The organism is Nostoc sp. ChiQUE01b, assembly GCF_034531255.1.
Lineage (GTDB): Bacteria > Cyanobacteriota > Cyanobacteriia > Cyanobacteriales > Nostocaceae > Nostoc.
Map to the genome: position 1 here is coordinate 75,907 of NZ_JAVRBM010000024.1, position 14,298 is coordinate 90,204.

Genomic DNA, 14,298 nt, shown 5'->3' on the forward strand with positions numbered 1-14,298 from the left:
TTACCAACTTTTTTAAGAAGTCGGGAATCTTAAGCTTTGGATTTTCAGTAGTCTAAAGTATTAGCTTTTGGCTATTCCTTAATAGACATCTGGTGAAATTAAAGATGCATTATCCAGAACCCTTGTAGAGACGTACCAGTGCTACGTCTCTACATTATTTCTCACTGATATTTTTAATGAGGTATAGCCAATTGTTGATCGGCTACCTGAAGATGATCGGCAACAATTTTGCGGAATGCATCACCTTCAATTGTTTCCTGTTCTGCTAGCAAATCTACTAAACGCTCCAAAACTATGCGGTTTTCTTGCAACAGTTCTTTGGCCTTAATGTAGGAATTGCTAACAATTTCGCGTACTTGTGAATCAATTTTGGCAGCAATTTCCTCAGAATAGTCTGATTTATTCATCCAGTCACGTCCTAAAAATACCTCTGCACTCTGATTTTCTAAGGACAATGGGCCTAATTCTGACATCCCGAAGCGCGTCACCATCTGCCGCGCCATCCCTGTGACGTGTTGCAAGTCATTGCTTGCACCTGTGGTCACTTCTGGCTTCCCAAAAACAATTTCCTCAGCGGCGCGACCACCCAAAGTAGCAGTAATCCTCGATTTGAGTTGAGAACGGGAAATTAACCCCTGTTCTTCATTGGGAGTAAACCAAGTTAATCCCAGTGCTTGTCCCCGTGGAATTAATGTAACTTTCTGCACAGGGTCATGGTCTTTGAGCAATGTACCTACTAAAGCGTGTCCAACTTCATGATAGGCAATCAAGCGCTTGCTCTTGCTGTCTACTAAGGCGGTACCTTCCATACCTGCAACAACTCGGTCTACAGCAGCATCAACTTCTAAAAGAGTGACAGCTTCTTTGCGTCTTCTAGCGGTGAGAATGGCAGCTTCGTTGAGTAAATTAGCTAAGTCTGCACCGGTAAAACCAGGAGTGCGGCGGGCGATCGCTTCTAATGATACGCTAGGATCAATTTTCTTATTGCGCGCGTGGACTTTCAAAATTTCCAGTCGCCCTTTGAGGTCGGGTGGATCGACCATCACTTGTCTGTCAAAGCGTCCCGGTCTGAGTAATGCTGTATCTAAAACATCTGGGCGATTAGTGGCTGCAATAATAATGATGCCTGTGTTACCTTCAAAACCATCCATCTCGGTGAGCAGTTGGTTGAGGGTTTGTTCGCGTTCGTCGTTACCGCCACCGATCCCAGCACCCCGTTGTCTACCTACTGCATCAATCTCATCGATAAATATTAGACAAGGGGCATTATCTTTAGCTTTTTTGAAGAGGTCGCGCACGCGAGATGCACCCACACCAACGAACATTTCCACAAATTCCGAACCGGAAATACTAAAGAATGGTACACCAGCTTCACCTGCGATCGCTTTTGCTAGTAAAGTTTTACCAGTACCAGGAGGGCCAATTAACAGCACACCTTTGGGAATCCGTGCGCCTACAGCAGTAAATCTTTCCGGCTGTTTCAGGAAAGTCACAACTTCTTCGAGTTCTTCCTTAGCTTCTTCAACCCCGGCGACATCTTCAAATTTCACTCCAGTTTTTGCCTCCATTTGGAAGCGAGCTTTGGATTTGCCGAAATTCATCGCTTGGCTAGAAGCATTAGTAGAGCGCCGGAGGAACAATAGCATTAAAGCCCCCAGTGGCAAAATCCACATCAAATTAATCAACAGTCCAACAGCAGCTCGACTGTTCGCAGAGGAAACTTCGCCAAAATCAACATTCTTGTCTTTGAGAATGTTGACTAACTCTGTATTTTGTGCTAATAGTCTCACCTGTTGCGGTGGTGTATTATCTTTTTGCCCCTTCAGATAAACCTTTGCTAGCTGTTCGGTTTCGTCAAGCTCTACTTTCTCGACTTCTCCCGCCTTCACTTTCTTGATCAAGTCACCATAATTTAGCGGGGTGGTTTCTGCTTTTTGTGCCATGACAGGAGTACTTGCGAAAATTCCTGGCAACATAATCAGACTAGCAGCGATGCCTACGGCGGGCTGCGCCAACGCACCAAACCAAGCAACGTGCTTTGAAGAGTGCCTTTTTTTCAATGTTTTTTTTCCCAAATTTGTCATAATAATTACCCTTTGTCTGCTGGCACAAGTTAAGCGCTGGTTTTATGCCTATTCTTCTATCAAAAATTGTAATAACTGGAAATTACACTTTTCTTATCTAGTCTAACTTCCACACAAAAGCATTCCCAAATTTCTTCCGGCTATTGCATAAACTTGATCAGCCTGGATAATTTTACGAAGAAGTAGTCACAAGCAAAGCAAAGAAAGCTCGGCCTTTGGTTATAAGCCAGAAGTTAGATGACTTGTGTGCAATTGGTTCCCGAATTGTTGGTCAAAGCCTCACCCTTGGTAGGCAAAAAAACCAAAAATTTCTTCCAGAATTTTAATTTGACACATTCCAATACAAATAGCTAGAATAAACATAGTCATAACGACTTCGTTTTATTCAAAGCTTCATGATAGTAGCTAGTTAGTAACTTGTGGGTTAATTATGGTAAAAATTGTTGGTATTGGTGGTAGTTTAAGACCCAACTCTTATACCCAGCTTGCTTTACAAGTAGCAGCGCAAAGGGTTGAAGCTGTAGGTGCACAGGTAGAAATTCTTGATTTACGGCAATTGCAGCTACCATTTTGCACTGGTGCAAAGGAGTATCCAGAGTATCCAGATGTTCAGCGGTTGCAAGATACAGTTAGTCAGGCTGATGGATTAATCTTAGCGACACCTGAGTATCATGGTGGCGTTAGTGGTGTGCTAAAAAATGCTCTGGATTTGATGAGTTTTGATCAACTGTCTGATAAAGTGACAGGATTGATTAGTGTCTTGGGTGGTCAGTCTAATAGCAACGCTCTAAATGACCTACGGCTAATTGTCCGTTGGGTACACGGTTGGGTGATTCCCGAACAAATTGCGATCGGACAAGCTTGGGGTGCATTCAGTCCTGAAGGCAAACTAGTAGATGAGAAGCTCTCTCAAAGATTTGATCAATTTGCTCAGAGTTTAGTTGATAACACTCGCAAGCTGCGGGGCGTGAATTAATTGTAGGGTGGGTCTAGCTTTGCCCACCCTCCTAAACTCAAAACTTAATAGACTTCTTGCGTAAATCAAAAAAATAACCCCACCCCGCCTTTGACTTACGTCAAATTCTCCCCTAAGAGCCTGCTCTTAGGGGTTGGGGGTGGGGTGTTAGGGGACTTTTGCAAGAGGTCTAATGATGATGATGGTGATGATGGTGATCCCCAGCAAGTTGAGGATTAACTGTTATACTTTGTTCTGACAACAACTGTGCTATGTGAGTATCAGCCCATTGCGCCGCCATTGCCAAGAATTCTGGATGGTCGTTAACGCAAGCCATTTGCACGTAGTTCGTGCCGGGATGCTGTTTCTCTAAAGCATGGATGATATGGTGTACATCCAATAGAGTTTCGTGGTTTTCTGTGGCAAAGCCAATTGGCATAAAAATTACCACTTTTGCACCCAGTTGAATCAGGTTATTTGCAGCTTGCTCTGCATTTGGCTGTGTCCAATCAATTAAGGGTGTGTCATGATTGAGCCAACCCACCGAGATTAAAGGATAGCGATTAATCAACTTATCCCGAACTAAATCGTACATTGCTTCACTTTCGGCAATCCCAGAAGTAAAGCCTTTGGCTTTGTGGGGACAGCCGTGATTCATTAGCACAATGGCGATTTGAGAAGGTAGATAAGCTGCTGCTAACTCAGCAATTTTTTCTTCAACCAGATGAGCCATTAAATCGATGTAAGCTGGTTCGTTGAAGAAAGAAGGAATGTAGCGCTGTGCTTTAACCCAGTGTTCCTCACCATCAGTCAACTCAACCAGAGCGTTGTTAACTTGTTCGATCGCAATCCCACTAGTAAAGATAGAATCAACAACCAGCAGTGGGTAAATTAGCAGCTTCTCGAAGCCTTGGTTTTTGATTTCTGCCAAGACTTGATTGGGTAGAAAAGGAGCGCAGAAGTTGAAAGCCTTGAAAACTTGAACCTTATCGCCCCATTTTTCTTGTAAATTCTTCTCAATCCCAGCCCGCTGCTGCTCAAAAATAGCGTTGTGTGGGGAGATAAAATCGTGGTGTGTGTGTCCCCATTCGTGGCGGTCAAATAGCGCCAAAAGTTTTGCCAGAGGGGGATAAATCCAGGTTGGTACTGGTGCGAACTTTGCTGTTAGTAGATTTAAAGCCTGTTCGTTATAGTTAGCAAAATCTTCGTAGCTTTCGACTTCGCCGTAGCCCATAAGCAGTACGGCTACACGGTCTTTACCTGATAGATGCTCGTGGGTGTTTTGTACTTTTTCCGGCGTGGCAACCACAATGAGTTCCTCAATATAACCAGAGTGCAGAGAGATTTGGAGTTAGGGAATAGCTTACGCATTTTCCCTCATAGTAACTTATTATCCCATCCGGGGGGATAGGATAGGTGCAAAAATGAAAATAATACATCAAAAGACATAGTGCGGTTATTACTGCATATACGTTGAACAGCTAATAGACCGTTGTAGTAAATTTGAGTTATGAATATCATTATTTGCCCTGGAATTCATCAGCCAGAGTTAACTGAAAGCTTTAGAGTAGGATTGTTAGATTTAATTTCTAATACCGCGAATATACTGATTTATCCGGGTAAAGATGTTTTGGTTTTATCAGCCTTGCATATTTTGCAGTTTTTGCGCGTTAGCGTAGCTCACCGCAGGTATCGCTTGACCGACTCTCTAGAATCACCAGTTATATTCATTAGCTTTAGTGCTGGCGTAGTTGGGGCAATAGGGGCAGCACATTTGTGGCAACTCTTGGGTGGTCATGTCAAAGCGTTTATTGCTATAGATGGATGGGGAGTACCACTACAGGGAAATTTCCCTATTCATCGGATGAGTCATGATTATTTCACCCATTGGAGTTCATGTTTGCTAGGTAGTGGGCAAAATAACTTTTATGCAGAGCCAGCAGTCGAGCATTTGTCCATTTGGAAATCTCCCCAAACTGTACAAGGCTGTTGGGTAGATTCGTCCATTGAGATTATTCCACCCAAAGGTCGTCTGACTGCAACTGAGTTTTTGCTTATGCTGTTAAAGCACTATGAAGCAAATTAATCCGGACAACAGAATTAGGAGTTAGGAGTTAGGAGTTAGGAATCAACATTTATTCTCCCCTCTGTCCCATGCCCAATGCCCAATGCCCAATGCCCATCTACCTAAAGAAAGTATCTAATGTTTCCAACTGAACCTGCCGCTGTTAATAACGGCTTTGGCGCACTGCTAAAAAATCGTGGTTTTATGCTCCTGTGGATTGGGCAACTGCTGTCCCAGTTAGCAGATAAGGTGTTCTTCGTTTTGCTGATTGCTCTACTGGAGAACTACCCACCGCTTCCAGGGTTGGCACAAAACTCGATGTACTCAACCTTGATGCTGTCGTTTACAATACCAGCAATTTTGTTTGGCTCTGCTGGTGGTATCTTTGTTGACCGCTTGCCAAAAAAGCTGATTATGGTTGGCTCAGATATTGTGCGGGGAATATTGACGCTGTGTCTTCCCTTATTGCCACGACAGTTCCTGATTTTGTTAATCCTGACTTTTGCCATTTCCACAGTGACGCAGTTTTTTGCACCAGCTGAACAAGCAGCGATTCCTTTGTTGGTGAAGCGAGAGAATTTGTTGGCAGCTAATGCGCTATTTAGCAGCACGATGATGGGAGCATTAATTGTTGGCTTTGCTATAGGAGAGCCGATTTTAAGTTTGGCGAAAAGCTTGATGGGAGAAGAATACGGTCAAGAGCTTGTGGTTGGTGGACTATATATATTATCAGCTGCGATTATGCAGTTAATAAAGTTTAAAGAACCCAAACAACCAAAGGAACATCGGGTATCAAATCACCCTTGGGCTGAATTCACCGAGAGCCTGCGCTATCTCAAGAAAAACCCTTTGATTTTAAACGCTATGCTGCAACTGACAACTTTATATTGTGTGTTTGCAGCCTTAACGGTGCTGACGATTCGATTAGCCGAAGAGTTTGGTCTAAAAGAAAAACAGTTTGGCTTTTTCTTGGCAGCAGCAGGGGTGGGTATGGTATTTGGTGCGGCAATTTTAGGTAACTGGGGTGAGAAATTGCATCGCAAGCCCCTACCTTTAATTGGATTTTTGATAATGGCATTAGTTTTAGGGGTGTTCACTTTTACGCACAACTTGTTGCTGGCACTAGGACTCTGTGCATTTTTGGGTATAGGTGCTGCTTTAATTGGTGTCCCCATGCAAACTTTAATTCAACAGCAAACACCACCTACCATGCACGGTAAAGTATTTGGCTTTCAAAATCATGCTGTCAACATCGCTTTGGCGTTACCTCTGGCCATTACTGGGCCCTTAACTGATGCTCTCGGCTTGCGAATTGTGCTTGTAGCAATGAGTATTGTTGTTGTAGTTGTCGGTGTTTGGGCTTGGCAAAATACCCGCAAAGTCTTGCAAGACGTAATTTAATTAATGTAGGCTAATAATCTAACTTTATATTTAATATATAAAATTCCCGAAATTTAATTGAACTTTTCAATTAAAATGAAATCTTAACTACAGAATTTCAGCATTAACTTTAGCTATAGTCTGAGGTTTGACCGTGCGTTCACTAAGTGTCTCCGCAGGAGAATCGCTTTCCCAAATTAGTCTCCCACAAACCGAGAATCACAAACAGTCTCGTACTTCTAGCTTGCCAGTCGTGCCCAAACGTGCATCTGGCGGTTTTGCTCTGCTTGACAGCCTTCATCGCCACGGGGTTGATTATATTTTTGGTTATCCTGGTGGGGCAATTCTACCAATTTATGATGACCTATATAAGGTGGAAGCAACTGGTGCTATGAAGCACATTCTCGTGAGACACGAGCAAGGCGCAGCCCACGCTGCTGATGGTTATGCCCGTGCTACAGGCAAAGTAGGAGTATGCTTTGGTACTTCTGGCCCAGGAGCAACTAACTTGGTGACAGGCATCGCCACCGCCTACATGGATTCAATCCCGATGATTGTGGTTACAGGACAGGTAGCACGTCCGTCGATTGGTACAGATGCGTTTCAGGAAACTGATATTTACGGAATTACCTTACCAATCGTCAAGCACTCCTATGTGGTGCGCGATCCCAAAGATATGGCGCGAATTGTCGCCGAAGCGTTCCACATCGCTAGCACTGGGCGTCCGGGGCCAGTTTTGATTGATGTCCCCAAAGATGTCGCTTTAGAAGAATTTGACTATGTACCTGTAAAACCAGGTTCAGTCAAGCTACGCGGCTATCGTCCCACTGTAAAGGGAAATCCCCGGCAAATTCATGCCGCGATCCAGTTGATTACTGAAAGTCGTCGTCCGCTATTGTATGTGGGTGGTGGTGCGATCGCAGCTGGTGCCCATGAAGAAATCAAACAACTAGCTGAATTATTCGATATCCCCGTCACCACAACCTTAATGGGGATCGGTGCATTTGACGAACATCATCCCCTCGCTTTGGGAATGTTGGGAATGCACGGCACTGCTTACGCTAACTTCGCCGTTAGTGATTGTGACTTACTGATTTGCGTCGGCGCTAGATTTGATGATCGCGTTACAGGTAAGTTAGACGAATTCGCTTCCCGCGCCAAAGTAATTCACATCGACATCGACCCAGCAGAAGTCGGCAAAAACCGTATTCCCGAAGTGCCCATCGTCGGCGATGTGCGGAACGTCTTAGTAGACTTGTTGCGTCGCTGTAAAGAAGCAGGGATTAAGGCTACACCTAATCAAAACCAAGAGTGGCTGAATCTAGTTAACCGTTGGCGCGAAGAGTATCCTCTCATAGTGCCGCAGCATCCCGACAGCATTTCACCCCAAGAAGTAATTGTAGAAGTTAATAGCCAAGCACCCCATGCTTTCTACACCACAGATGTCGGACAACATCAAATGTGGGCAGCACAATTCCTGAAGAATGGCCCAAGGCGCTGGATTTCTAGCGCTGGTTTGGGAACGATGGGTTTTGGCTTACCTGCGGCAATGGGCGCGAAAGTGGCATTTCCTGATGAAGAAGTCATCTGTATTAGCGGTGATGCTAGTTTCCAAATGTGTTTACAGGAACTAGGAACAGTTGCACAGTATGGAATAAATGTCAAGACAATAATTATCAACAACGGCTGGCAAGGGATGGTGCGCCAGTGGCAGCAAGCCTTCTATGGTGAACGTTACTCATGCTCCGACATGGAAGTAGGGATGCCAGACGTAGAGTTATTGGCAAAAGCTTATGGCATTAAGGGCATGGTAATCAGCGATCGCAGTCAATTAAAAGATGCGATCGCCGAAATGCTGGCACACAAAGGGCCAGTAATCTTAAATGTCCACGTCACCAGAGACGAAAACTGCTATCCAATGGTAGCTCCTGGTAAGAGCAACGCTCAAATGGTCGGCTTACAGAAGCAAGCACCGAAAGCGGCAGCCGAGCCAGTGTATTGTAGCCATTGCAATGCTAAGAATGCTCCTACCCACAATTTTTGTGCTGAGTGTGGGACGAAGCTGTAATGCTTTTTGATAATTCAGACTAGAGAGGTAGGGGAGCAAGGACAAGGGGAGAAAGATGCTGGAATTCTCCCTAACTCCTGCCCCTTTTCCTCTTGCGTAGGCATCGCTTAATCTTCCTGATTAAGTTGATCGCTTTTTCCTCCACCCTCTTAACTCGACTTTATCCATTTTTTCATAACGCTCAAGCTATAGCAAAGTGCTGAGTGTTGAGTAAAAACCCAGTAATTTCAAGGTTTTGAGCAATCACCAATGTCCTAACTGCCTTGGCGGTTGCTATATCCCTCTTTTGTCACTTTCCGGGAGGGCAATTGCTAGAAGCCTTATGAGGCAATCAATACAAGCTATCCTATTAGAAAAAAATGGGTCTTGTATTTGTGATTAGAAAATAATCGTGCGATCGCTTGCTATGCAAAAGCTCTAGAATTCAACAATAGCAAATGTTTTCGGAGAGTGACAGAACAGGGATATCACTGAAACCGAAGCCCCGCCCATAAGAGCGCGCTTGGACGCAAGCCTTAAGTACCTTACGATATCCTCACAAAACATCCCTGATAATTACTGGTTTCAAAAATTACTTCGTAAAGGAAGCTAGAGGGAGTAAGTTTTTTGTGCATTTATGAAATTAATCCAAATACTAAAACTAGTCGTAATTCCGGTTTTGACTGTATTGAGCTTTGTGTCTACATCAAATAAAGTACTAGCTGACTACTTAAATAGTCAGGGGTCAGGAGGTAATTACCGTTATGAATTATGGTCTACAGATGATAATAATAATTACTATTTGAAAATTTGGCTATATGAAGCAAGTCCAACAAGTAGCCCATATAGGACAACTCCAGGATTCGCTTCTACAAGGGAAGCTTTAATTTATTTTGATTGCAATTACGCTGAGAAAAATTTACCAGAATGTTCTCAATGATAATTTAGAACCTTCTCAACATAATTCGTAATTGCTAATTCGTAATTCGTAATTAAATAATTCAATTACGAATTACAAATTACAAATTACACTTCGGCTGGTTGATATTCTTGTTGTCTTTCCACAAACGTCTGCACACGGGTGCGGTAGTTTCTCATAGTCTCATCTACCCATTCACGATCATTGCTATTTGCATACAAATGCACCAGTGGTTCGCTGGCATCTGGTAAAACTAATAGCCAACTGTCATCGTAGGGTTGACAAATTTTCACTCCATCAATGAGTTCTAGATTTTGCGCTGGGTGAGTTTCCACCAAGTAACGCATCAAAGCACCCTTAGCTGTCCACGGGCAACGGACTGTATAAGTTTTGTGAATTACACGAGGCAATTCTGACCGCGCAGCAGCAAGCGATCGCTCTTGGATAGTCAACATCTCAATTATCTTCGCAATGCAGAACATGGAATCAAATCCCGGATGCAGTTGCGGGAAAATAAAACCAGTCTCTCCACTACCTCCCAATACCACATTTGGATTCTTCTGGCAAGCTTCCATTAAAGCTGTCGGGTTGGCTTTAGTGCGAATCACTCTACCATCATGGCGACGGGCGACTTGTTCAATGGCACTGGAAGCATGAACTGGTACAACTACCGTTCCTCTTGGGTTAGCCGTCAGAATCATGTCTACCATCAGTGCTGTTAACATTTCTCCACGAATTGAGTAGCCTGATTCATCAACTAAAATTAGCTGTTCTCCATTAGCGGATACTTGCACCCCAAAATTAGCTTTTAATGCCTCCACTACATGGCCTAACTGAGTCAGCAATCCTTCGCGATCGGTGATTGACATCGCCGTTTTATTGACACTAGCATTCAGTACGACTGCATCAGCACCAAATTTATCTAACATTTGGGGTAAAACGGCCCCTGATACCGCATAAACATAGTCAATCACCACTTTTGCGCGACTGTTGCGGAGTGTATGAACATGCAAAAGTTTCTCAAAAGCAGTACAGTAGCGATCCATGACTTGGCTGGGATAAGATACATCGCCAATTTCATGAATTAGCGCCCGCCGCATATCTTCCTTAAAGTAAGCCCCTTCAATTTTCTTTTCCAAGGCTTTGGAGATATTAATGCCCTTGGCATCCATAAATTCAATCAGAATGTAGTCAGGGCGATCGGGATGTACCCGGACGTGGATACCACCAGCTACCGACATTGTGGGTATAACTGTGCGGGTGATGGGGATAGCTGTGGCATCGAGGTTTTGAATGTCAACACCTACTGACATTAAACCAGCAATCAGCGATCGCGTCACCATCCGAGAGATATTACGCTGGTCGCGGGAAACCGTTACTTTAGAACCAGGTTTCAAAGTAGAACCGTAAGCAGATCCTAATTTCACAGCGAATTCTGGGGTGATGTCGATATTAGCTAATCCTTGGACACCACGCTGCCCAAATAAATTTCGTTGAGCGGTGTTCCCCCAAATCAAGTTAATGTTTAAAACTGCCCCTGACTCAATCTTTTTACTGGGCCAAACACGTACACCAGGGCTAATTTGGGCTTCTTCTCCCACCGTGGAAAGCGAACCGACAACCGCAGCTTCTAAAACTTGAGCACGGCGGTCTACACGAGCGCCACGGGAAATCACACAGGCAGAAAGAGCTGCTTCGTCGCCAATGAATGCTCCATTCCAGACTATGGGACGTTTAAGATTAGCATCAGCGCCAATAGTGACATTATCCCCAATTACGGTTCCTGCCTCAATTTGTACTCTTGCGCCAATGCGGCAATTATCACCAATCACTACTGGAGTTTCAATCACAGCCGTATGATCGATGTAAGTATTTTGGCCTACCCATAACTCATGAGAAACTTCTGTGTAGGCAAAATCTAGTTGCACTTTCCGATCTAACGCGTCATACTGAGCCTCACGATAGGCATCTAAGTGACCGACATCACACCAGTAACCTTGAGCAATGTAACCATACATTGGCTCATCTTTTGTTAGTAGTAAGGGGAATAAGTCTTTAGAAAAGTCACATTCAACGTTTGCTGGCAGATATTCCAAAACTTCTGGTTCGAGAATATAAGTACCAGTGTTGACGGTATCAGAAAAAATTTCACTACTAGAGGGTTTTTCTAAAAATCGCCGAATCCGTGTTTCCTCATCGGTAATCACCACTCCAAATTCAATCGGGTTGGGAACCCTGGTTAAAATCAAAGTAGCTTTTGACTGTTTTTGTTTGTGATATGCGATCGCTGCCGTCAGATCAAAATCTGTTATGCTATCGCCACTAATAACTAAAAAAGTTTCATCAAGAAGTTCGGCAATGTTTTTCACACAGCCAGCTGTACCTAAAGGCTGATCTTCTTCGACAGCATAAGTCATCTGGACGCCAAAATCGCTGCCATCTTGAAAATAATCTCGCAAGACATCAGGTAAATAATGCAATGTCGCAATAACTTCTGTAATTTGATGTCGTTTAAGGAGATTGATAATATGTTCGGCAATTGGTCGATTTAGAATCGGCACCATCGGTTTCGGCAGATCGCAAGTTAACGGGCGAAGCCGCGTTCCCGAACCCCCTGCCATCAATACTGCACGCATAAATCCTCCTTAGCTAGTTATAGCTTTCGCTACTTGAAAACGTGTCAGATATATTTTGTTTTTCTTTCTCTAGTCTGCTATGGATATTGATATTTGAGGAACTTCCACAAGATGCATATAGATTGGGGATTGGGCAAAGAGAGTGTTGAGTTAGGAGTTAGTTAGGAGTTAGGAGTTAGGAGTTAGGAGTTAGGAGTTAGGAGTTAGGAGTTAGGAGTTATTTATTCTCCCCCCAGTCCCCATTACCCCTTATCCCCACAGGGGGCCCCACCATCCCCAGTCCCCAGTCCCCAGCTTATTGGCAATGATAAAGTTCATATTCGTAGCCATCTATACTTGGCAAAGATTGAGTACCAGACATAACACATGTTTTCACGGTTTCTGCTACGGGTGCGTGAAAGTTTACCAGCCACAAGTCAAAAGGTCGTGGTAATTTCTTTAAAGTATTTTCCAGAGCAATGGTAGAAGCATTCGGATCTCGATCTTGATGAGCAAGGAGAAACAGAGAATTTTGGAGTGAATTTGCAAGTTTAATCTCCCTTGCAACTCCCATCATTTCTCCAGTGTGTACATAAGTTTTGTGGGTGGTGGCAATCAGTACTGGTGTTGAGGATGTTTGTTGAATTAGTTGCACAAACAGGTCAGGGCGATAATATTTTTGATAGCCGAGATTGCAGATTACTGTAACTGCACTGAAAAATCCCATTAACCAAACTAACATTACGGCTTTTTTCCCGTTTATTCCCCATTTACCTATGCTTGTTATCCCATTTTTCCCTGGCTCTGTTTCCATCCATTCCTGGGGAGGATGCCAACAAACTGCGAGACTTGCACCTAGTAAAACAACGATCGCGGGAAAGTAAACAAAGTTATATCTAGCACCCCTGGTGAGGTCAATACCCAAAAAGTACGTAAAGATAAAGAATAAAGCGATCGCATTGATAACTACTCCAGCAAGCACCTGAATCATCATTCGGTTTTCTGGGTGCTGTAGTTGAATTTTAATCCCACGCAGTAAAATTGGTACTGCCCAAATAAAGAAAGTCAACATCACCACTCCAGAAGGAATCACAACCAAAGCTTGTGAAGATTCAACTGGTAATAGGGAAATCATTGCAATCAATGTTCCTAAAGCTTGAAAAATTGGGCTGAACCAATCTAGTCCAACGCGCGAACCTCGAATCCACTCGGTTAAAGCACCACGATTTTCATTCTCTAACAAGGTTGGTATCCAAATTAAACCCGCTACACAAGTACCTATAACAACGGTATAAATACGCCGCCAAGGAGGAGAGAAGAGGAGAGAAAATTTGCTGCTATTTTGTAATTGAAGCCAAGCAAGAAAAATCAAAACTACGACTTCTGTGCAAAGGGTGAGGGTAAAAAAATAATGAGTAGCAATACCTAAAGCATTAATTCCTACCCATAAAAGTGCTACCCATATAGGTAAAGGTGTGCGGTTTTGAATATGACGTGTGGCAATTACTAAGCAGGTGAGGGAACCAATTACCCATAAGATTGCCAAAGTGTAATGACGCGCTTCTTGTGCTAAAAATACACCGTAGGGTGATACTGCCATCATGACAGCAGTCAAGTGTCCCACTAATCGTGAACGAAACGCTACTCTACCTAATACGTAAACACACGGAATTGACACAGCACCGATTATCGCTGGTAGCAATCGCGCACCAAACAGCGATACTAATCCTCCATCGCTGGGAAATAATTTCATCCACTGGTAAGCCAGCACAAAATACAGTGGTGGATGACTATCTTGTGTAGCTAAGTTATGAATAACATCACCAATACTAGCCGCTGGGTTTGGTTGCAGTGGTTGTAATAGGATATCAGGTGCGATCGCTTGATCTAGGGGAACTGATAAAAAAGTATTCCCCAAGCTAAACACCAAGGTGGCAAACTCATCAGTCCAAGGAGGCTTTGCAGTCAAGTTGACTAGGCGCAAACTAATGCCGACAAGCATCCACATTAAGATCAGCAAGGGATGAACCCAGGAAGGAGGAAGGCGAGTCTGCCAATTATGCCAATGCTTGCGTTGTGAGCCAGAGTTTTTATCTGCCAGAGGCAGGAAATGTGTAGCAGATGCAGGTAGCAACGAGATAATTTGTTTGTAAAAATAAAATGCACCTTGAAAAAAAACTCTCATCGTCTGGCCTCACACTCATGGATTTGTAGATTTGACGTTTGAGATTTA

General features: G+C 43.6%; 9 protein-coding genes. 5 read left to right on the forward strand and 4 right to left on the reverse strand.

Going from position 1 to position 14,298, the window contains the following annotated elements:
- Positions 1 to 173 precede the first annotated feature (173 nt).
- The gene (ftsH, locus tag RMY63_RS17630) at positions 174 to 2,084 is read right to left on the reverse strand and encodes an ATP-dependent zinc metalloprotease FtsH (RefSeq protein ID WP_322729934.1); all 1,911 of its coding nucleotides are present in this window, start codon (positions 2,082 to 2,084) and stop codon (positions 174 to 176) included.
- Positions 2,085 to 2,514: 430 nt separating this feature from the next.
- On the opposite strand from ftsH, the gene RMY63_RS17635 reads away from it, so the two are divergent.
- The gene (locus RMY63_RS17635) at positions 2,515 to 3,060 is read left to right on the forward strand and encodes an NADPH-dependent FMN reductase (protein WP_322729935.1); all 546 of its coding nucleotides are present in this window, start codon (positions 2,515 to 2,517) and stop codon (positions 3,058 to 3,060) included.
- Positions 3,061 to 3,229: 169 nt separating this feature from the next.
- Here the strand turns inward: RMY63_RS17635 and RMY63_RS17640 are convergent, their stop codons facing one another.
- Complete coding sequence (locus RMY63_RS17640) at positions 3,230 to 4,348, reverse strand: ferrochelatase (protein WP_322729936.1); 1,119 nt, start codon at positions 4,346 to 4,348, stop codon at positions 3,230 to 3,232.
- Between the two features lie 201 nt (positions 4,349 to 4,549).
- Between RMY63_RS17640 and RMY63_RS17645 the strand changes: the two genes are divergently transcribed.
- From RMY63_RS17645 to RMY63_RS17660, 4 genes are all read left to right on the forward strand, one after another.
- Positions 4,550 to 5,125, forward strand: coding sequence for a hypothetical protein (locus tag RMY63_RS17645; protein ID WP_322729937.1), 576 nt, complete (start codon positions 4,550 to 4,552; stop codon positions 5,123 to 5,125).
- A 117-nt stretch (positions 5,126 to 5,242) separates the two neighbouring features.
- Entirely contained in the window at positions 5,243 to 6,505 is a 1,263-nt protein-coding gene (locus RMY63_RS17650; RefSeq protein WP_322729938.1) for an MFS transporter, read from the forward strand.
- Between the two features lie 133 nt (positions 6,506 to 6,638).
- A complete protein-coding gene (ilvB, locus tag RMY63_RS17655) occupies positions 6,639 to 8,552 on the forward strand; it encodes a biosynthetic-type acetolactate synthase large subunit (RefSeq protein ID WP_322729939.1) in 1,914 nt (637 codons plus the stop codon).
- Between the two features lie 616 nt (positions 8,553 to 9,168).
- On the forward strand, positions 9,169 to 9,471 hold the full coding sequence (locus tag RMY63_RS17660) for a hypothetical protein (protein ID WP_322729940.1): 303 nt from the start codon (positions 9,169 to 9,171) through the stop codon (positions 9,469 to 9,471).
- A gap of 86 nt (positions 9,472 to 9,557) precedes the next feature.
- On the opposite strand, the gene RMY63_RS17665 is transcribed toward RMY63_RS17660, so the two are convergent.
- Together RMY63_RS17665 and RMY63_RS17670 are read right to left on the reverse strand one after the other, a co-directional pair.
- Entirely contained in the window at positions 9,558 to 12,086 is a 2,529-nt protein-coding gene (locus RMY63_RS17665) for a mannose-1-phosphate guanyltransferase (protein ID WP_322729941.1), read from the reverse strand.
- 295 nt (positions 12,087 to 12,381) lie between these two features.
- Positions 12,382 to 14,250: a glycosyltransferase gene (locus RMY63_RS17670; RefSeq protein ID WP_322729942.1), complete on the reverse strand. Its 1,869-nt coding sequence runs from the start codon at positions 14,248 to 14,250 to the stop codon at positions 12,382 to 12,384.
- Between the last annotated feature and the right edge of the window lie 48 nt (positions 14,251 to 14,298).